Origin of the sequence: Streptomyces sennicomposti, assembly GCF_019890635.1 — a bacterium.
Classification (GTDB): domain Bacteria; phylum Actinomycetota; class Actinomycetes; order Streptomycetales; family Streptomycetaceae; genus Streptomyces; species Streptomyces sennicomposti.
In genome coordinates this window covers 1-20,055 of sequence record NZ_JAIOAB010000056.1, presented here as the reverse complement: position 1 = coordinate 20,055, position 20,055 = coordinate 1, and the positions used below count along the sequence as shown (strand labels likewise).

Genomic DNA, 20,055 nt, shown 5'->3' with positions numbered 1-20,055 from the left:
ACCATCCGACCGTACTCGCCACCTCCAGGGGACGACGACCGATGGACCTCGAGGCCCTGCGCCACGCCAACTTCAGCCTGCTGGACGACGCCGTCACCGACTGGTCGACGCTCGTCACCCATCTCGAGGAGCTGAAGAAGGACGCCGACGACACGCTGCGCAAGGCGGCGAACGAGGCGGACTGGGCGGGCGTCAACGCGCAGGTGTCCAAGGAGTTCATCGGCAAGACCGCCGGGGAGTTCGCCGACGCCCACACGCAGGCCACGACGATCCACAACATCCTGCGGGACACCCTCGGGGAGCTCAAGGGCTACCACCGGCAGCTCACCGAGGCCATCGCTCGCGGGGAGAAGCAGGGGATGAAGGTCAGCGGCGGGAAGGGCGCTTTCACGGTCACGGCGAGTGAGCCCGCCGACGGGAACGGGCAGAAGGCGACTCAGGGCGACGTCGACGCGCTGCGCACGGAGATCCAGGGCATCCTCGACAAGGCGACGGAGAGCGACACTTCGGCCAGTACCGTCCTTCAGGCCATCTCCGACCAGAGCACGCTCGGTTTCTCGGACGCCAGTTACAAGGACCGTGACTCCGCGGACGCGGCCGTGAAGGAGGCGGACGCGCTGGCCGCGCTGGCGGGGAAGAAGCCCGAGGATCTCTCGGTCGAGGACTTCGACCGGTTGAACAGGGGGCTGAAGAAGTACGCCGAGGATCCGCTGTTCGCGGAGCGGTTCGCGACGGATCTGGGGCCGCGGAAGACGCTGGAGTTCTGGGCCGGGCTCACTGATCCGGCCCGGGGGAACTGGGATGTGGGGCACAAGCGGCTCGATCAGTTCGATGATCTGCAGCGCAACCTGGGGCTCACGCTCGCGCACGCCACGCAGAGCGACTCGGGCAGGATGACCGAGTGGAAGCGGGGGATGATCGACCTCGGCGACAAGCCGCTGTACGGCAACCACGGCGGGCCCATGGGTTTCCAGGTCATGAGCAACCTGATGCGGACCGGGGACTACGACGACCAGTTCCTGAAGGACTACGGCACCAAGCTCATGGAGACGGACCGCAAGCTCACCGACAAGGGGCGGCACGGCAACGGCGCCTGGCAACACCTGGGCATGGACCCGTGGCTCAACCGGATCGGCGAGGACAGCGGCTCCGATCCGCTCACGGGCTATCTGAAGGGTCTGTCCAACAGCCCGGACGCGGCCACCGACTTCTTCAACCAGGAGTACGTCTCCAAGGACGACCCGGACAACCCCTTCGAGCGCGACACGGACGGCAACGGCAAGAAGGGCAGGGTCTCGCTCTCCAACTTCCAGTACCTGTTCGAGGAGCGGGACTGGCCGCAGGAGAGCGACTCCCACGGTGACGACCTGCACACCGGCCAGAACAATCTCGCGCTCGCCCTGGAGGCGGCCACTACGGGGCATCCGGCGGGTGAGCTGCCGACGGTCGACACTCCGGCCCACAATCCAGGTCAGACGAAGCTCTTCGAAGACATCGTGGCCTCGATCGCCGATGACGACGAGCGTCTGACCAAGAACAGCTACATGTCCGACAGCATGGGACAGATCGCGTCCGAATACCTTCCCGATATCGACCGCGCCACAACGGATGTCGATGCGCACCCGGGCAAGGACGACCGGGACGGGCAGGAAGCCTGGGAACGTATCCAGAAGCTGTATCCGGTCGCCGGTTCCGCCGCGGAACTGAAACATCAGGACGTAGCGCGCTTCCTGTTCGCCGTCGGTCAGAACCCTGAGGGATACGCCGCGGTCGAAGTGGGCCAGAAGAAGTACATGGGTGACCTGATGCAATATCACCTGAATCCCGACCTGCCCGAGAACCAGCGCCCGCACCATGATCTGGAGCTCACGGTCCGAGCCATCGCACGCCACTCGGGCGACGTATCGGGAACCTTGGCGATGGGCCGTAACGAGGCGGTCGCCGGACCGGCCGACGCCAAGGACAAGGATTACGACTACGCCGTCTCGCAGTGGAAGAACCTCCTGTCCGGAACCGTTGGGACCGGCGTCGGCGTCGGAACGTCCTTCATCGCCTCACCGGCCGTCGGCGCTGGAGTCGGCGGCGCCGCGGGGACCGCGACGAGCATGGTCCTGGAGCGGCTCTTCAAGGACGCCGAAGGCAGCGCGAAGGACGACGCCGGCCCCAAGATCGGTGAGGACTGGCAGAACGGGCGGGTCAACAACGCGGATTACACCCGTGCGGCCGCCTCGGAGGCCGCACGGTCCTACCACCTGGCGCATCCGAGCGACGTCGGGAGCTGGGCCGAGGACGAGTCTTCCAAGGCCTTCCTCGATGCCGGTGTCTACGTGCGGCAAGTGGCGCCGGAACTCGTGACGGACATCTGATGACCGACAGAATGAATCCCGCCGCAGCTGCCGCACACGACCCATGGGAGGCATCCCGATTGTTTGCTCGCCGAGCTGTGGGCCTGTCCCTGGCATGCGTGGCGTTCGGCCTTCTCACCAGCTGTTCGGGCTCCGCCGAACAGAAGCAGTACGACGTGCCCGAAGCTCTGTGCGGAATCGCTGTGCAGCAGGATCTCCTCTCTCCTCTCCTGCCCGCCGGAAAGAAGGTCACTGTCGAGGAGCGGCAGCCTCTGCCCCGCAGGAGCGAATGCCGGGTGAAGGTCGACGGCGAAGTGGCGCTCTTGGCCAGCCGTGAATGGTGGGAGCAGGGGGACGGCCTTTCGACCGTCGCCAGATCGATTCCCCAGCTTGAGTCGGCACAGCTGGAAGACGGCACTCCGTACGTGTATTCCGGAACCGGCGGGGCGGAGGAGATCAAGTCCTGTCGCAGCCAGAAGTACGCGGATCACGTCCTGTTCGCTGCGATCCAGGTCTACGGAAAGGACGTGAGTGACGCAGCCGGGATGAAAAAACTGATCACCGCGTACAGTCAGGGGGTGGCGAGTTCCGATGCTTGTCGCTGATGGGTCCAAGGCCAAGCCGTTGAGGGCCTTGACGGCGCTCTGCGCCGTGCTGGCGTTCGGTGCGGGCTGCGGTGGTGGCCAAGGTGATTTCTCGTTCGACGCTTCGAACGTCAAGGCGACGTTGCCGGACTCGGCGGTGGTGTCAGGGTGGGATGAGACTTTGGCTCCGGTCGCCTATCCGTTGGAGAAGGCGAAGGAACTCGCTGTCGCTCGTTGCGACGGGGACGGTTCCTGCGAGAACGTGCGCTATGTCGGCATGTCGGGTGTCCGGAAGCACGACAAGCCGTGGGTCAGTTTCTACGTCATGACGTACGACGACCCGACGGCTGCGGATGCGGCGTACGGCACCGTGTGGAAGGCCTGGCAGGCACAGGTTCCAGGGCGGCCCGCCCTGTCGCTCGGTGAGATCGGTGATCGGAACGACGCCGTCATGGGGGAGAGTGTGTCAATGGTCAAGGGCGCGAAGAGTGTGCTGATCCAGGCGCGTGTCGGTAGCGCCATCATGCTGACCACTGGGGAGAGCGGGGCGGATGTCCGGATGGACCCCGCTCTGCTGAAGAAGCTGGCCACCGTGTTCGCTGAGCGGGCCGGACAGGTCCAGGACGGTGAGCAGCCGTCCTCGGCCCCGGCGTCTTGATGCTTCGATGCCCCGCCCCGCCTCTGTGAGCACCCTGGTGCTCTGAAAGGAGCGCCAGGGTGCCTGAAGGGGGCTACGCCCTCCCCGTCGTCCGGGCTCGGCGGCGTCTCGCGTCCCGTACCGCCACCGCCGTGCCGCTCAGGGCTGCCACCAGGACCAGGGCCGCGATCGCCACGTAGGTGCCCAGGCGGTGGTTGCGCTGGGTGGTGGTTTCGCCGAAGTGGAGGGGGGCGACGGCCGGGGGTTCGGCTCGGGTGACGCCGCCCTCGGGGTGGGGGGACTGGACCGGGCGGGCCGGGTCCACGTCGGTGAGGGCGCGGACCGGGTCCACCACGCCCCAGCCGACCAGGCGGTCGTGGCCGGGGATGGAGCGTTCCGCGGTCTGCTCGATCTGGGCGACGATCTCGCGGGCGGTCCAGTCGGGGTACTTGGACTTCAGGAGGGCGGCCACCCCGGCCACGTAGGGCGCGGAGAAGCTGGTGCCGTTGTCGGAGCAGTGGCCGCCGCCGGGGACCGTCGAGATCATGTCCACGCCGGGAGCGGCCACGCCCACGAACTCGCCGGACTGGGAGAAGGACGCGCGCTCGTTGTTGCGGTCGGAGGCGGCGACCGCGAGGACGCCGTCGTAGGAGGCCGGGTAGGTGATCTGGACGTTGCCGCCGAGGCCGTCGTTGCCGGCCGAGGCGACGACCACGACCTGGTGGGCGAGGGCGTAGTCCACGGCCTGTTCCAGCGCGGAGTCGGGGCGTACGGCGTTGGCCGTGTCCTGGGAGATGTTGATGACGCCGGCCCCGGCGCCGACCGCGTACTTGATGGCGTCCGCGAGGGTCTTGGCGGTGCCGTCGCCCTCCGCGTCGTTCTGCTTGACGGGGATGATCGTGGCGTCGGGGGCCAGGCCCACGAAGCCGGTGCCCTTGGCGGGGCGGGCCGCGATGATGCCGGCGACGCGGGTGCCGTGGCCCACGGTGTCCGTGGTGCCGTGGGCGTCACCACGGTCGATCTTCTCGCCCTTGGAGTTCTTCGGCGGCAGGTTGTTCATGCCCTTCGACGCGTCGACCGCCGGCTTGAGCTGGGGGTTCTTCACGTCGACGCCGGTGTCGATCACGGCGACCTTGACGCCCTTGCCGGTGGACTGCGCCCACAGCTCGTCGAGGTTGACGCGTTGCAGGGCCCAGGGCCGGCCGGTGTACGGCTTGGCCGGGAACGTGCACTGGCCGTCGTCGGCGTGTGCGGGGGCGGCGGGCAGGGCGAGCACCGAGGTCGCCGCGGTGAGCGCGGTGGCCGCGGTGAGGACGGCGGCGCGGGTGAGGGCCGTGGTACGCATGAGGGCCGTGGCCCCCGTGCGGGCCATAGTCTCTGTGCGGGCCGTGGTCCCCGTGCGGGCCCTGGTCCCGGGGAGGGCCCTGGTCCGGGTGAGCGTGCCGGTGCGGCGGCGGGCGGGCGCCTTCGGCGTGAGTGCCAGCATGAGTTGCATCTCCTCCCGCGGCTACGAGCCCTGCGGCTGGCGGGCCGCGGCTTCCGAGAGGCGCGGTCCGGTCGGCAGGAACGTCGACCACTCCATGGGCACGGGCGCGGGGGTGACCTTGGCGTACCCGAGCCGGGTCTGGGCGATCTTCGCCTCGGTCAGCGCCTGCTTGCGCTGCTCGGCGGTGGTGCCGATGCCCTTGTCGTCGGTGGCGCTGTCGCTGTTGGACTGGAGGGCGTAGCGCAGCCCGGTGTCGGTGACCAGGAAGACGCCGCCCGCCTGGGTCGCGGTGCCCTGGAACTGGCGGAAGAGCAGGCCGGAGCCGGCGGTGACGTACGCGCTGGAGGAGCCGGTGGGCAGCTCGGCGGGGAAGTCGGTGCCGACCCAGGTGGACAGGGTGGTCGTGCCGTGTCCGTCGACCGAACGCAGCACGTTGCAGACGGTGTTGCGGCCGCTGGTGGCGGCGGCGCCGTCGTTGACGGTCCTCGGCTTGTACTGCGGCCAGATCTTGTCGCCCTGGAACGTCGTGCTGTCGGTGACCGCGCCGGGGCTCACCTGCTGCGCCTCGCCCGCCTGTCCGACGCCGACCAGGTCGCGGCTGTTGAGCAGCAGTGTGGCGGTGAACTCCGAGATCCGGGCCACCCGGCCGCGCAGCACGACGTAGTACTGCATGCGTTGACCGTCGTACGCCTTGATGACCATGCCGATCTTGTCGTACCGGTCGTACTGCTCGAGTCCGCTGAACGCGCCGGCCTTGGCGCCCGGTTCGCCGTCGATGGGCGGGACGACGATGTCGTCGCCCTTGTGGAAGGTGGCGAGCCACTCCTGCGAGACGCGCTGCGGTGCGCGGCCCTGGGTGTCGAGGGCCTTGAGGAGTTCCTTGTCGGACGGGTCGGCCAGCCGGTAGCGGTAGCCGCGCGCGTCGATGACGTACTGGGTCTTGCCGTCGGGGGCGACGACGTACATCAGGTCGCCGCCGGTCGTGCGGTCGCGGCCCTCGACCTTGGACCACTCCTTCTTCGCCAGCACGAACGCCGCCTTCTGGATGGCGCGGCCGCCGGCGCCGGGGCGTTCGCACACCGCCCACCGCTTGGCGGTCTCGGCCTCCTCCGGGGCGGGCAGCCGGTCGGGGGCGTACGGGATGCCGATGGTGGCGCCGTGCGGGGGCTTGCCGCTGTCCAGGACCTTCTCGTCCACGGTGATGACGCTGTCCTTGCTCGGATCGAGCAGGAGCCTGGCGGACGCCATGTTCAGCACCGGGTGCAGCTGCACCTGCTTGCCCGTCTTCAGCACCACGTACCGGGTGGTCGACTTGCTGGCGACGATGACGTGTTCGCCGGGCGTGTCCCAGCCCTTGGGCGCCGTCGGGCTGAACAGGCCGATGCCGCCGAACACCGCGAGCACGACCGCGCCGACGATGACGCCGGGCACCACCGCGCCGAGCGGCTTGGGCGCGCCCTCCTCCGAACCCGACGCGGAGGGGCGCAGGAAGGACGCGAGCATGCGGCGCTTCGCGAAGGTGTAGGCGTTGAGTTCGTCCCGCCGTGATGCCATCTGTTCCGCTCTCTCCCCGTGCAGAGCTGTGAAGGGGGTGTGGAGAATGCGCGCGCTCCGTGCCCGTCCCCCGAACTGCCTCTGGTGCCTCGGCTGTCAGCACCGGCCCCTACTATGCCTGTTGCGGCGCACCGCCCGCGGCACGGGTAGGGTGCTGGGGCCCGGAAGGGGCCGTGCACGAGGGTTTTCGGGAGAGTTCGGGGGTTTTGCAGTGGTGGCTTCCGCAGCACGGGCCCGGTCGCGATCGCAATCGGCGTCACGATCGGGCGACGGAAGACGGTCGGGCTCCCGCGCGCCCCGCGGCTCGGGCTCCCGCGCACCCCGCGGCGCCGGGTCCGCCGGGCGGCGCCCCGCGGGCCCCCTCGCCGCACCCCGGCTGACCTCGCGTCCGGGCAGCGGCGGCGCCTCGGCCCGGCAGCGGCTGGTACTGCTGGAGCTGGCCGCGGCGCTGGTGCTGTGCGGCTGGGCGGTCGGCACGGTCGCGCTGATCGCGGCCTGTGTGGTCGCCGCCGCGCTGGTGGCGCTGGCCTTCGTCCGCCGCCGCGGCCGCACCCTGCCGGAGTGGCTGGGCACCCTGCTCGCGCTGCGCGCCCGCAGGCGGCAGGCGGCGAACACCCCGCCCCCGCAGGGCATCGAGCCGGGCCTGGCGCCCGTCGTCGAGTGCGACCCCACGCTGCGCACCCACTCCTACGGCGGCCGGGACCGGCGGCCGGTCGGGATGATCGGCGACGGCACCTTCGTGAGCGCCGTGGTGCAGGTGGAGGCCGACGTCGCCGCGCTGCGCGCCGACCGGGGCCGGCAGCCGCTGCCGGTGGCCCTGGTGCGCGACGCGCTGGAGGTGGACGGCATCCGGCTGGAGTCGGCGCAGATCGTCCTGCACACCCAGCCCGCGCCCGCGCTGCACCTGCCGCAGCACTCGGTCGCCGTGACCAACTACGCGCCGCTGCAGGCGCAGACCGGCGCCCCGGCGGTCCGCATCACCTGGATCGCGCTGAAGCTGGACCCCGAGCTGTGCCGGGACGCGGTGGCGGCGCGCGGCGGCGGTCTGGAGGGCGCGCAGAAGTGCCTGGCGCGGGTGACCGACCACCTCGCCAGCCGGCTGACCGGCGCCGGGTTCCGCGCCACCGTGCTCAACGAGGAGGAGCTGACCGCCGCCCTCGCCACCTCCGCGTGCGCCAACCCGCTGGTGACGGCCGAGGCCGGGCGCACCGAGGCCCGGGAGCGGCGTACCGAGGAGTCCGGCCGCAGCTGGCGCTGCGACAACCGCCGCCACACCACCTACTGGATCCGCCGCTGGCCTCAACTGGGCGGTCAGGGCGCTTCGTTGGCGCAGATCGTGGCGGGGCTGACCAGTGTGCCCGCGCTGGCCACCACGTTCAGTCTGACGCTGTCGCGGGCGGAGCGGCAGGAGACGGCGCTGTGCGGGCACCTGCGGGTGACCGGCCGCAGCGACGACGAACTGGTCGCCGCGCGGCGCGCGTTGGAGGACGCCGCCCGGCAGGCGGGCGCGCAGCTCGCCCGGCTCGACCGGGAGCAGACGCCCGGCATGCTCGCGACGCTGCCCCTGGGAGGCGCCCGATGACCGTCACGACCGCACAGCCGGCCGGCTCCCCGGCCGCCGCCGGGCCGTCCGCCGCCGCACGGGTGCGCGACCGGCTGCGCAGCGGCCTCGGCCTGATCGGCCCCCGGCACGCGCGGCACGCGCTCTCCGCCGAGCAGGTGGACTCGCTCGCGCTGCCCATCGGCGACGACGGCGTCGTCGTGGGCGTGGACGCCGAGGGGCAGCCCGCCGTGCTCGGGCTCAACCGGCCGACGCCGTACGACGTGGTGCTGATAGGCAGTCTGTGGACGGCGCAGGTGCTGGCGCTGCGCGCGGCGGCCACCGGGGCGCGGGTCGCCGTGGAGACGGGCCGCGCGCAGGCGTGGATGCAGATGGTGCACGCCATGGGCGGCGGGCAGAACGGCCTGGCGGTGTACGAGGTGGGCCGGGTGCCCCCGCAGGGCGCGTCGGCGGGCACTCCGGTGCTGGTGGTGCGCGACTGCGGCATGCGGCCGCCGCGCGGGCGGGTGGTCTCCGGGCCGTGGCAGTCGGTGGTGACGCTGCTGCCGTATCTCAGCCCGGTGGCGCCCCGGCTGATCCGGCAGGCGCGGCTCGTCGGCGTGCAGCGGATCTCGCCGGACGAGGCCGCCGAGCTGGGCCGCACGATGGCGCTGCCGCGCCCCGACATCGAGTCGCTGCCCACGCTTCCCGACGGCGTCACCCTGTGGTGCGCGGACCGGGACCGGCAGTACGTGATGACGCAGCCGACCGACGCGGAGATCGGGTTGCTGGGGACGCCCCGGCGGATGGACTGAGCGGTCGGGGTGTTGACGGCCCGGATGTGACCGTGGTGACGGCGGGGCCGGGACGGCGGTGACGGCCGGGCTGCCTCGGTGGCGACCGGGGGCGGCGGCCTGGCGTCGTGCCGCCCGGCACCGGAACGGGACGGCCGGCGACCGGGATTGGGCGGTTGCGACCGGTTCGTCCGCCCATGGATGCCGAGTTCACGTCCCGTCGGCCGCTGCTTCGGTGCGGTGGGCGACCGGCCGTGTGGTGATGTCTCGTCCGGTTTTGACCGGTTGGCGCGTGTGCGGGTGCGGCCGGCGGGGCTCGCCGTGACGCCGTCGAGGGATGCGGAGGGCTGGACGGGCCTGCCGTGAGCGCGCCCGTGGTGATTAGGCTGGGACCGGGCGCCACATCAGAACCCGCGGCTGAGCCGTCGGCGCCCCGGGGGAGGCCGGGCGGGCCGGATCGGTTCCGTTCCGCCGGCGACCGCTTCCGACCGACCCCATTGGACGCCAACGGTCGCCCCAGCACGGCATGAGGGTGCTCGACCACACCAGGAGGAACTGTGAACAGCGATCGGGACGGGAACCGCGGGGGCTGGGCCACGCCTGGCGACGACCAGTCCGACGCGGCGTCCGCCGTCGAGGCGACGGGCGAGTTCACCATCGACTACGCCCCGCCGGCCTGGTACACGCAGAACTCGCCGTCCTCGGGCGGCGACTCCGCGCAGGGCGCCCCGGCCGCGCCGGCGACTCCGCCGCCGCCCCCGCCGGTCGGTCCGCCGGTCCCGCTGCCCGACCCGCCGCCGGGCAGCGGCTTCCAGCCCGCCTGGACGCCGCCGCCCGCCGCGCCGCTGGCCTCGGAGGCGGAGCCCGCCGGGAACGGCGACCTCGTCAGCGGCGCGACGATGCGGATCTCCGCGTCCGCGCTGAAGCGGGAGTTCGCGGAGCGTGACGCGGCGAAGGGCATCGGCGAGTTCTCGGGCGAGGGCGCGGTGACGCCGGACGGCGACGCGGCGTCCGCCGAGGGCGCGGGCGACTCCGGGAGCGCCGACACGGGCGACGCGGCGAAGGCGGCCGACGCCGGTGACGGGCGCGGCGAGGCGGCCGTGGAGGACGGTACGGCTCCGGGTACGGAGGACGGGGCTCCGGCGTCCTCGGGCGGCGATGCTTCCGAGGCCGCCTCCGAGGACGGGGGCGCTCGTACGGACGGCGGGGACGACGCCGGGCCCGCCGCCGAGGAGCCCGCGGCACCCGAGGTCGAGAGCGGGCCGGACGCCGACGAAGAGGGTGCCGACAGCGCCCGTACGGACCTGACCGGGGACGCCGGGGAGCCGGCCGACGCCGGTTCCCCTACGTCGTCGGTGGGTGCGGGAGGCGCGCCCGAGGACGCCCCGTCGGGGCAGGGCGAGGCCGCGGACGCCGGGTCCCGCGACGACGTGCGCGACGCGGTACAGGACGCCGTGCCCGGGGCGGACTCCGACGCCGGTGACGACGCCACCGGTGACGACGCCGCCGGTGCCGGTCCGTCGGCCCGGGCGGACGACGTGCAGGACGCCGTTCCCGCGGCGACGGGCGCCGAGGGCGCCGTACCGGAGGCTCCGCAGGGGTGGGGGCCGCCGCCGGCGCCGCAGGACGCGGTGCCGCCGCTTCCGCCCGCCTACCAGCCCGCCGCTCCGGCCACCGCGAACCAGTGGCCCGCGCAGCCCCAGCCGCAGGCTCAGCCGGGGCAGCAGGGACAGCCGCCTTATCCGCAGCCGCCCTTCCAGCCGCAGGCCCCGCAGCCCGCACCGACCGCGTGGAACACGCCGGGTGCGCCGGGTGGCCCGGGTACGCCGGGTGGCCCGGGTGCGCCGCAGCAAGGCGCACCGCAGCAGGGTGCGCCCATTCCCCCGGCGCCGCCCGCCGGTCACGGCTTCCCGCAGCCCCCCGCCGCACAGCCCGCGCCACCGAACCCGGCGCAGGGCGGCTACGGCTTCCCGCAGACTCCGGGCGCGCCCAACCCGCCTGCCCGGCCCGGCGGTTACGGCTTCCCGCAGACCGGCGCCCCCGGCCCCGTCCCCCAGAGCGGTTACGGCTTCCCGCAGCCCCCCGGTGCGCCCAACCCGCCCGCGCAGCCCGGCGGTTACGGCTTCCCGCAGCCGCCCGCGCCCCAGGCCGCCCAGCCGGGCCACCCCGGACAGCCCGGACAGCCCGGCCAGGCCGCGCAGGAAGGACAGCCCGGGCAGTCGCAGCCTCGGCCGGACGGAGGGCCGGGCCCCGACACGGCGGCCGACCCCTCGGTCACGGCCCGGCCGGGAGCCCCCGAGCAGTCCGCCGCCCAGCCGGCCACGCCCCCGCAGGCCCCCCAGCAGGGCGCGCCCCAGCCGGGGCAGCCCCAGCCCGGGCACCCCGGTGCCGCCCAGCCCCAGCCCGGTCAGCCCGGCGCCCCGCAGCCCCAGGGCTGGGCGCCGCAGGCCCCGCAGCAGCCCGTCGATCCGCGGACCGGCACCGCCTGGCCGCAGCCGATCCAGCACGACCAGCGGCAGCCGACCAACCCCGGCGCCGCGCCGCTCGGTTACACGGCGGCCGTGGAGCTGTCCTCGGACCGGCTGCTCAACAACAAGAAGCAGAAGGCGCGCAGCACCCGTCCGGCCGCGGCCGGGTCCCGTTTCCGGATCGGCGCCAAGAAGGAGGAGGCCGAGCGGCAGCGCAAGCTGGAGCTGATCCGCACCCCGGTGCTCTCCTGCTACCGGATCGCGGTCATCAGCCTCAAGGGCGGCGTCGGCAAGACGACGACCACCACCGCGCTCGGCTCCACGCTGGCCACCGAGCGGCAGGACAAGATCCTCGCCATCGACGCCAACCCGGACGCCGGCACGCTCGGCCGCCGGGTGCGCCGGGAGACCGGGGCGACCATCCGCGACCTGGTTCAGGCGATCCCGTACCTCAACTCGTACATGGACATCCGGCGGTTCACCTCGCAGGCGCCCTCCGGTCTGGAGATCATCGCCAACGACGTCGACCCCGCCGTGTCCACGACGTTCAACGACGAGGACTACCGGCGGGCGATCGACGTGCTGGGCAACCAGTACCCGATCATCCTCACCGACTCCGGCACCGGCTTGCTCTACAGCGCGATGCGCGGGGTGCTGGACCTCGCCGACCAGCTCATCATCATCTCCACCCCGTCCGTGGACGGCGCGTCCAGCGCCAGTACGACGCTGGACTGGCTGTCCGCGCACGGGTACGCCGACCTCGTCTCGCGGTCCCTGACCGTGATCTCCGGGGTGCGCGAGACCGGCAAGATGATCAAGGTGGAGGACATCGTCGCCCACTTCGAGACGCGCTGCCGCGGAGTCGTCGTGGTGCCGTTCGACGAGCACCTGGCGGCGGGCGCCGAGGTGAACCTCGACATGATGCGGCCGAAGGTGCGCGAGGCGTACTTCAATCTGGCGGCGCTGGTGGCCGAGGACTTCGTCCGGCATCAGCAGGCGCACGGCCTGTGGACCTCGGACGGCAACCCGCCGCCGGTCGCGGCCCCGCCGATGCCCGGCCAGCCGTACCCCGGGCAGCAGCCTTTCCCGGGCCAGCCGGGTCAGCCGGGCCAGGCGGCGTACCCGGGCCAGCAGCCGTACCCGGCCCAGCCCGGCCAGCCCACGCCGGGCCAGCCCGGTCAGTCCCCCTACCCCGGACAGTCGGGGCAACCGGGTCGGCCCGGACAGCCGCCCGCCCCCGGCCAGCAGAGCCAGCCCGGCCAGGCGGGGCACCCCGGTCAGCCCCCCGCTCCGGGCCAGCCCGCCGCCCCCGGCCAGTTCGCCCCCCAGCCGCAGCCCCAGGCGCAGCCGCAGCCGCAGCCCCAGCCCCAGCCCCAGCCCCAGCCGGGCCAGCAGTACGGCTACGGCTACCCCGGCCAGCAGCCCCAGCAGCAGCCAGGCCACCCGGGTCAGCCCGCACAGCCCGGCCAACCCGGCCAGCAGCCCTACCCTGCCCCCTCCGGCCAGCAGCCGATGCCCGCGCCCCCGGGCCAGCCGTACCCCGGACAGCCGTATCCCGCTCAGCCGCCGGCCCCGGGCCAGTTCCCGGCCCAGCCGCTCCCCCCGCAGCAGGGCCAGCAGCAGCCGGGCCACCAGCAGCCGGGGCAGCAGCAGTACGGCTACGGCTACCCCGGTCAGCCGGGCCAGCCCTACCCGCAGCAGCCGCCCCAGCCGGGCCAGCCGCAGGCACAGCCCCCGCAAGGCCGGCCCCCGGAGGCACAACAGCCGCAGGGCCAGCCCCCGGAGGCGCAGCAGCCTCAGCCCCCGCAGGGCGGCCAGACTCCGCCGCCCCCGCCCCCGCAGCAGTGACCCGAAAGCACCACATCACCGCTGCCCGACCCTGACCCAGCGCTTCTCCAGGCCCGCGCCGTCCCCGACGGCGCGGGCCTTCGCGTGTTCGCGAGCGGGATCGGCACAAACACGCCGCCACGCCCTCACCAGGAGGGCGTCAGTGGTCTCGACCAATGGGAGCAACATCGTGGTCGACTCGTTGTTTCCGCAGGCCACATGGGGTTTGGCGAACCGTTGACGCGCGCAGACTGCCGCTGATAGACACTCACTTCATTCCCGCCGGCGCGCCATCCGATCAAGGTCCTTCCAGCTCGTTCACACCCTTCCACTCCGTTTCGGCCTGTTCACATCTGTTCGAAACCCGCCCCGCGCGGGGCGCACCCGCCCCCGCGAGCGACGACGCGAGGTCACCGAGCCATGAACACACAAGATCAGCACGGCAGAGGACGCAGAGGACGCACCGGCCGCCGCCCCGGGAGGACGAGGCTCCTCGCCGCGGCCGGCGCCGGCGCCCTTCTCCTCGCGTCCGGCCTCGCGGCCCCGGCGGCCTCGGCCGCGCAGCAGTCCGGCGCGGCCGGCGACGGGCACGGCGACAAGGTGCTGACGGTGGCCGTCGCGCAGAGCGTCGACTCGCTCAGCCCGTTCCTGGCCGTACGGCTCCTCAGCACCAGCGTCAGCCGGCTGATGTACGAGTACCTGACGAACTACGACCCCAAGGACGCCCACGCCGTCCCGGGCCTGGCCACCAAGTGGGAGTCGTCGCCGGACAAGCTGACCTGGACGTACACGATCCGGTCCAACTCGAAGTGGTCGGACGGGCAGCAGGCCACCGCCGAGGACGCGGCCTGGACGTTCAACAAGATGATGACGGACCCGGGCGCCGCCACCGCCAACGGCAGCTTCGTGACCAACTTCGCGAAGGTCACCGCGCCCAGCCCCACCCAGCTGGTGATCCGGCTGAAGAAGCCGCAGGCCACGATGACCGCGCTCGACGTGCCGATCGTGCCCAAGCACATCTGGGAGAAGGTCCAGGACTTCTCGAAGTTCAACAACGACAAGAGCTTCCCGATCGTCGGGAACGGGCCGTTCGTCCTCACGGACTACAAGCCGGACAGCTACGTCAAGCTGAAGGCCAACAAGGACTTCTGGCGGGGCGCGCCGAAGTTCGACGAACTGGTGTTCCGCTACTACAAGGACCAGGACGCCGCCGTCGCCGCGCTGCGCAAGGGCGAGGTGTCGTTCGTGGCCGGCTCGCCCTCGCTCACCCCGGCCCAGGCGGCCTCCCTCAAGGGCGAGAAGGACATCCACGTCAACGAGGGGCCCGGCCGCCGCTTCTACGCGCTGGCCACCAACCCGGGCGCGCAGGCGAAGGACGGCACGAAGTTCGGTGACGGGGACCCGTCGCTGCTGGACGAGCGGGTGCGGCACGCGCTGTTCATGGCGGTGGACCGCAAGACGATCGTGGACAAGGTGTTCCAGGGGCACGCCGTCGAGGGCCAGGGCTACATCCCGCCGCGCTTCTCGTCGTACTACTGGCAGCCGTCGGCCGGGCAGGAGCTGGCGTACGACCCGGCGAAGGCCGGGCAGCTGCTCGACCAGGCGGGCTACAAGAAGAACGCCGACGGCAAGCGCGTCGGCAAGGACGGCAAGCCGCTCGACTACCGCGTGCTGTGCCACGCCACCGACCCGAACGACAAGGCGGTCGGCAAGTACCTCCAGGAGTGGTGGGGCGAACTCGGCATCGGGGTGACCCTCGACTGCCTGGACAACGTGACCGACCCGTGGCTGGCCGGCAAGTACGACCTCGCCTTCGACGGCTGGTCGGTCAACCCGGACCCCGACTTCGTGCTCTCCATCCACACCTGCGCCGCCCGCCCGCAGACCCCGAAGGACACCGGGGCCACCGACAACTTCATCTGCGACAAGACCTACGACCAGCTCTACGCCCAGCAGCTCGCCGAGTACGACCCCGCCAAACGGGCGGACCTCGTCAAGCGGATGGAGTCGCGGCTGTACGACCTGGGGTACATGAACGTCATGGCCTATCCGAACGCGGTCGAGGCCTACCGCACGGACCAGATCGAGTCGATCACCACCATGCCGTCCGCGGCGGGCAACATCTACGGCCAGGACGGCTACTGGAGCTGGTGGTCGGCGGTGCCGGCCGACTCCGACGGGTCCTCCGGCGGCGGCACGTCCACCGGCGTGGTGATCGGGATCGTCGCCGGGGTCGTCGTCCTCGGCGGGCTCGCGGTGCTCTTCGCGGTGCGCCGCCGGGCCACCGCGGAAGACCGCGAGTAGGGACGCGTACCGATGACCGCTGAAGCGACACCCTCGGCCCTGGGCGCGGCCGTCGCCGGCCCGGACGGCTCCGGGCCGGGCGCGGCGGGGCGCGCCCGGCCGGCGCGGTCCGGCGCCGCGTACGCCCGCTATGTGGCCGGCAAGCTGGGCGGGGCGGCCGTCTCGCTGCTGGCCGTGCTCGTCACGAGTTTCTTCCTGTTCCGGCTGATCCCGGGCGACCCGGTGAAGTTCATGACCGGGGGCCGTCCGGTCTCCGCCGAGCAGATCGCCGCCTACCGGCGGGAGTTCGGCCTCGACCTGCCGATGTGGCGGCAGTTCACGCAGTACTGCGGCAAGGCGCTCACCGGGGACTTGGGGACCTCGTACCAGTTCCACGTGCCGGTCACCGACAAGATCGCCGAGGCGCTGCCGAACACGCTGCTGCTGACCGGAACGGCCTTCGTCCTCTACACGGCGCTGGGCGTCTTCCTGGGCACCCGCTCCGCGTGGCGGCACGGGCGGCTCGGCGACCGCCTCCACACCGGTCTGGCGCTGACGCTGTACTCCATCCCGTCGTTCTGGCTGGGGCTGCTGCTGATCATCGTGCTGTCGGTGGGCGCGGGCCCGGTCCCGGGCCTGTTCCCGACCGGCGGCATGGAGAGCGGCGGCAAGGAGGGCTTCGCCTACGTCGTGGACGTCGTCCACCATCTGGTGCTGCCGGTGGTGACGCTGGTCGCGGTGGAGTACGGGCAGACGCTGCTGGTCACCCGGTCGGCGCTGCTGGACGAGATGGGCGGCGACTATCTGACGACCGCGCGGGCCAAGGGGCTGCGGGACGATCTGGTGCGGCGCCGGCACGCCGTGCCGAACGCGATGCTGCCGACCGTGACGCTGATCTTCGTCAATCTCGGGCGGACCGTGGCGGGCGTCATCCTGGTCGAGACGGTGTTCTCCTGGCCGGGGCTCGGCGGACTGTTCTACCAGGCGCTGAGCGTGCCCGATCTGCCGCTGGTGCAGGGGCTGTTCTTCGTCTTCGCCGCGGCGGTGATCGTGATGAACACCCTCGCCGACCTGCTGTATCCGCTGCTCGATCCGAGGGTGGGCCGATGACGAGTGCCGAGACCGCCGAGGCCGCGGAGGCCGCCGAGAGCGCGGGGACCGTCGCGGCGCCGGGGCCGCGCGCCCTGGCGTGGCAGCGCCGGCGGGCCTCCGCCGCCCGCTTCTGGCGGGAGTACCGCAGGCACCGCGCCGGTGTCGTCGGGCTGGCCGCGCTGGTGCTGTTCGCGCTGGTCGCGCTGACCGCGCCGCTGACCGTCGGGTCGGACGTGGCGAGCGTGACGGACGCGCCGGGGCAGCCCCTGCAGAGCCCCAGCGGCCACTTCCCGCTCGGCACCGACCAGTTCGGGCGCAACCTGCTGGGGCTGGTGGTCTGGGGGTCGCGGGTGTCGCTGCTGGTGGGGCTGCTGGCGGCGGTGCTGTCGGTGGCGATCGGCGCGGTCATCGGGATCACCGCGGGCCACTTCCGCGGCTGGTACGCCACCGTGCTGATGCGGGTCACCGACTGGTTCCTGGTGATGCCGACGCTGGTGCTCGCCATCGCGCTGGCCACCGTGCTGTCGCGGTCGCTCGGCACGGTCGTCCTCGCCATCGGCGTCACCACCTGGCCGACGACCGCGCGGCTGGTGCGGGCGCAGACGCTGGCGGTGGAGTCGCGGCCGTACATCGAGCGCGCCAGGGCGCTCGGCGGCGGGCACTGGCACATCATGTCCCGGCATGTGCTGCCGAACGTGATGCCGCTGATCCTCGCCCAGACCACGCTGATCATCTCCTCCGCGATCCTCGCCGAGGCGACGCTCGCCTTCCTCGGGCTCGGCGACCCGACGGTCGTCTCCTGGGGCGGGCTGCTGCAGGACGCGCGGGAGGCGGGGGCGGTCAGCTCCGGCGACTGGTGGTACCTGGTGCCGCCGGGCATCGCGATCGCGGTCGTCGCGCTGGCGTTCACGCTGTGCGGGCGTGCGGTCGAGTCCGTTCTCAACCCCAGGCTGGGGGTGTCGCGTTGAGTCTGCTCGACGTACGGGACCTGGAAGTGACGTATCCGGGCGGGGCCGCCGCCGTGCGCGGGGTCGATCTCGCGCTGGCGGCGGGCGAGAAGCTCGGCATCGCCGGGGAGTCCGGCTGCGGCAAGTCCACGCTGGCGCTGGCGCTGCTGCGGCTGCTGCCTGCCGGGACGCGGGTCGGCGGGGAGATCCTGCTGGACGGCGAGGACGTGCTGACGATGAAGTGGGGGCGGGTGCGGGCGGTGCGGTGGGCGGGCGCGTCCATCGTGTTCCAGGGCGCGATGCACTCCCTGAACGCCGTGCACCGCGTCGGCGACCAGATCGCCGAACCGATCCTGCTGCACCGGAAGGCGACCGCGGCGGGCGCCCGCAAGCGGGCCGGGGAGCTGCTGGAGCAGGTGGGTCTGCCGGCGGCGCGGGCGAGCGCGTACCCGCACGAGCTGTCCGGCGGGCAGCGGCAGCGCGTGATGATCGCGATGGCGCTGGCCTGCGACCCGCGGCTGATCATCGCGGACGAGCCGACCACCGCGCTGGACGTGATGATCCAGGCCCAGATCCTGCGCCTGATCGAGGAACTGGTCAGCGAACAGGACGTGGGCCTCATCATGATCAGCCACGATCTGGCGGTCCTCGCCGACACCTGCGACCGGCTCGCGGTGATGTACGCGGGCCGCGTGGTCGAGGAGGGCCCGGCCCGGCAGGTCTACGACGACGCCCGCCACCCCTACGGCCGGGCCCTGTCGGAGGCGTTCCCGCGCATCGGCGACCCGGCGTCCCGGTTCGCGCCGCGCGGGCTGCCCGGCGATCCGCCGGACCCGGCGGCGGTGCCGTCCGGGTGCGCCTTCCATCCGCGCTGCCCGGCCGCGCTGGAGCGGTGCGCCACCGAGGACCAGGTGCTGCGGGCGGCGGGCCCGGACCGGCGGGCGGCGTGCGTGCACGTGGGCGAGGGCGCGCCGCCGGCGGCCGGGCAGGAGGCGGAAGTGAGGAGCGGCACCGTATGACGAGCGCGACGACGAGCACCACGACGGGCACGCCGGCGCTGCTGAGCGTGGCGGACCTGCGCATCGCCTTCCCCGGGCGCAACGGCGCGCCGCCCGCCCGGGCCGTGGACGGCGTGGACCTCGACATCCGGCCGGGCGAGATCGTGGCGCTGGTCGGGGAGTCGGGCTGCGGCAAGACGACGCTGGCCCGCTCGCTGCTCGGCCTGGTCCCGCCGACCGCGGGCCGGGTCCTGTTCGACGGCACGCCGCTCGCCACCTCCGCGCGGGCGCTGAAGGCGTACCGCAAGCGGGTGCAGCTGGTCCTCCAGGACCCGAGCGGCTCGCTGAACCCCCGGCACACGGTGTACGACGCCGTCGCGGAGGGGCTGCGCATCCACGGCCACGGCGGCGACGAGCGGGCGGCGGTCGCCGGGGCGCTGGCGCGGGCCGGGCTGCGCCCGCCGGAACGGTTCTTCCTGCGCTACCCGCACGAGCTGTCCGGCGGGCAGCGGCAGCGGGTGGTGATCGCGGGCGCGCTGGTCCTGGAACCCGAACTGCTCGTCGCCGACGAGCCGGTGGCCTCCCTGGACGCCTCGGTGCGCGGCGAGATCCTGGCGCTGCTGCTGCGGCTGCGCACCGAACTCGGGCTGTCGGCGCTGGTGGTGACGCACGATCTGGGGCTGGCCTGGAACATCGCCGACCGGGTGGCGGTGATGTATCTGGGGCGGATCGTGGAGACGGGCGAGGTGGAGCAGGTGCTGACGGCTCCCCGGCACCCCTACACGCGGGCCCTGCTGTCGGTGCTGCCCGAGGCCCCGGGCGCCCCGGTGGTCCTCACCGGCGAACCACCGGACCCCTCGCGCATCCCCGGCGGCTGCCGCTTCCACGCCCGCTGCCAGATCCTGGCGAGCGGCGAGGCGGAGCGGGCGGGGGTCGCCACCGCGTGCCGGACCCAGGACCCGGGGGTCCTGTCGGGCGACGGCACGGCGCAGGTGGCCTGCCACTGGGCGCACGCGGTGGCGGGCACGGAGGCGGCGACGCCTGCGCCGTGAGGAGGCTGGGGCGTCTCTTGGACGACCGGGGGGGGCGGCTTCGCGGTGACGGGGGCGGGGTCGCCTTCGCGGTGACGGAGGCAGGGTCGCCTTCGCGGTGACGGAGGGCGGGGGCAACGCCTGGGCCACCGGATCAGCGCCTGGGCGGTGCCGGGCGGGACTGGCACGGTGGCGGGCCTGGCCCCGCGCCGTGCCGGGTCGGGGCCGTGGCGGGTCGAGGTCGTGTCGTGGCGGGTCGGGGCCGTGCCGTGGCGGGTCGAGGTCGTGCCGTGGCGGGTCGAGGTCGTGCCGTGCCGTGCCGTGCCGTGCCGTGGCGGAGAGTCCCCGGCGCCGCGACGCCCGGCCGGGGACCTGCGCGGTTGCCGGGAGCGTGCTCCCGGCGGTGGCAGCGCCGGCTCGCGTGGCGGCGGGCCGGGGCGGCGTCCGGGCGGGGCCGTACGCGGGCCGC

The 20,055-nt window shown here is 73.1% G+C and carries 13 protein-coding genes; 11 read left to right on the top strand and 2 right to left on the bottom strand.

The genetic code is table 11. The features are described from left to right. Positions 1 to 41: 41 nt before the first annotated feature. Genes K7787_RS24980 through K7787_RS24970 form a run of 3 tightly spaced genes read left to right on the top strand, consistent with a single transcriptional unit; the run spans position 42 to position 3,587 of the window. Positions 42 to 2,366, top strand: coding sequence for a hypothetical protein (locus K7787_RS24980; RefSeq protein WP_223003026.1), 2,325 nt, complete (start codon positions 42 to 44; stop codon positions 2,364 to 2,366). Further along, positions 2,366 to 2,950, top strand: a complete 585-nt coding sequence (locus tag K7787_RS24975; RefSeq protein ID WP_223003025.1) for a hypothetical protein — start codon at positions 2,366 to 2,368, stop codon at positions 2,948 to 2,950. Before K7787_RS24980 ends, K7787_RS24975 begins: the two co-directional genes overlap by 1 nt. Continuing rightward, complete coding sequence (locus tag K7787_RS24970; protein ID WP_223003024.1) at positions 2,937 to 3,587, top strand: hypothetical protein; 651 nt, start codon at positions 2,937 to 2,939, stop codon at positions 3,585 to 3,587. Before K7787_RS24975 ends, K7787_RS24970 begins: the two co-directional genes overlap by 14 nt. A gap of 73 nt (positions 3,588 to 3,660) precedes the next feature. Here the strand turns inward: K7787_RS24970 and mycP are convergent, their stop codons facing one another. Both mycP and eccB read right to left on the bottom strand, forming a co-directional pair. After that, the gene (gene mycP, locus K7787_RS24965; protein WP_223003023.1) at positions 3,661 to 4,911 is read right to left on the bottom strand and encodes a type VII secretion-associated serine protease mycosin; all 1,251 of its coding nucleotides are present in this window, start codon (positions 4,909 to 4,911) and stop codon (positions 3,661 to 3,663) included. Positions 4,912 to 5,073: 162 nt separating this feature from the next. Then, the gene (gene eccB / locus K7787_RS24960; protein WP_009190969.1) at positions 5,074 to 6,606 is read right to left on the bottom strand and encodes a type VII secretion protein EccB; all 1,533 of its coding nucleotides are present in this window, start codon (positions 6,604 to 6,606) and stop codon (positions 5,074 to 5,076) included. Positions 6,607 to 6,820: 214 nt separating this feature from the next. Between eccB and eccE the strand changes: the two genes are divergently transcribed. From eccE to K7787_RS24920, 8 genes are all read left to right on the top strand, one after another. After that, complete coding sequence (gene eccE / locus K7787_RS24955) at positions 6,821 to 8,188, top strand: type VII secretion protein EccE (protein ID WP_372456687.1); 1,368 nt, start codon at positions 6,821 to 6,823, stop codon at positions 8,186 to 8,188. Beyond that, positions 8,185 to 8,961, top strand: coding sequence for a hypothetical protein (locus K7787_RS24950; protein ID WP_019984705.1), 777 nt, complete (start codon positions 8,185 to 8,187; stop codon positions 8,959 to 8,961). Before eccE ends, K7787_RS24950 begins: the two co-directional genes overlap by 4 nt. 536 nt (positions 8,962 to 9,497) lie before the next feature. Then, positions 9,498 to 13,256 carry an SCO5717 family growth-regulating ATPase gene (locus K7787_RS24945; RefSeq protein ID WP_223003022.1) on the top strand — a complete coding sequence of 1,253 codons (3,759 nt, stop codon included), beginning with the start codon at positions 9,498 to 9,500 and terminating at the stop codon, positions 13,254 to 13,256. A gap of 399 nt (positions 13,257 to 13,655) precedes the next feature. Beyond that, positions 13,656 to 15,539, top strand: coding sequence for an ABC transporter substrate-binding protein (locus tag K7787_RS24940; RefSeq protein ID WP_223003021.1), 1,884 nt, complete (start codon positions 13,656 to 13,658; stop codon positions 15,537 to 15,539). Positions 15,540 to 15,551: 12 nt separating this feature from the next. Further along, complete coding sequence (locus K7787_RS24935; protein ID WP_019984709.1) at positions 15,552 to 16,628, top strand: ABC transporter permease; 1,077 nt, start codon at positions 15,552 to 15,554, stop codon at positions 16,626 to 16,628. Beyond that, entirely contained in the window at positions 16,625 to 17,578 is a 954-nt protein-coding gene (locus K7787_RS24930) for an ABC transporter permease (RefSeq protein WP_019984710.1), read from the top strand. The genes K7787_RS24935 and K7787_RS24930 overlap by 4 nt, the downstream gene beginning before the upstream one ends. Then, positions 17,575 to 18,576, top strand: a complete 1,002-nt coding sequence (locus tag K7787_RS24925) for an ABC transporter ATP-binding protein (protein ID WP_223003020.1) — start codon at positions 17,575 to 17,577, stop codon at positions 18,574 to 18,576. Before K7787_RS24930 ends, K7787_RS24925 begins: the two co-directional genes overlap by 4 nt. Further along, positions 18,573 to 19,607, top strand: a complete 1,035-nt coding sequence (locus K7787_RS24920; protein WP_169439246.1) for an ABC transporter ATP-binding protein — start codon at positions 18,573 to 18,575, stop codon at positions 19,605 to 19,607. Before K7787_RS24925 ends, K7787_RS24920 begins: the two co-directional genes overlap by 4 nt. Positions 19,608 to 20,055: the final 448 nt, after the last annotated feature.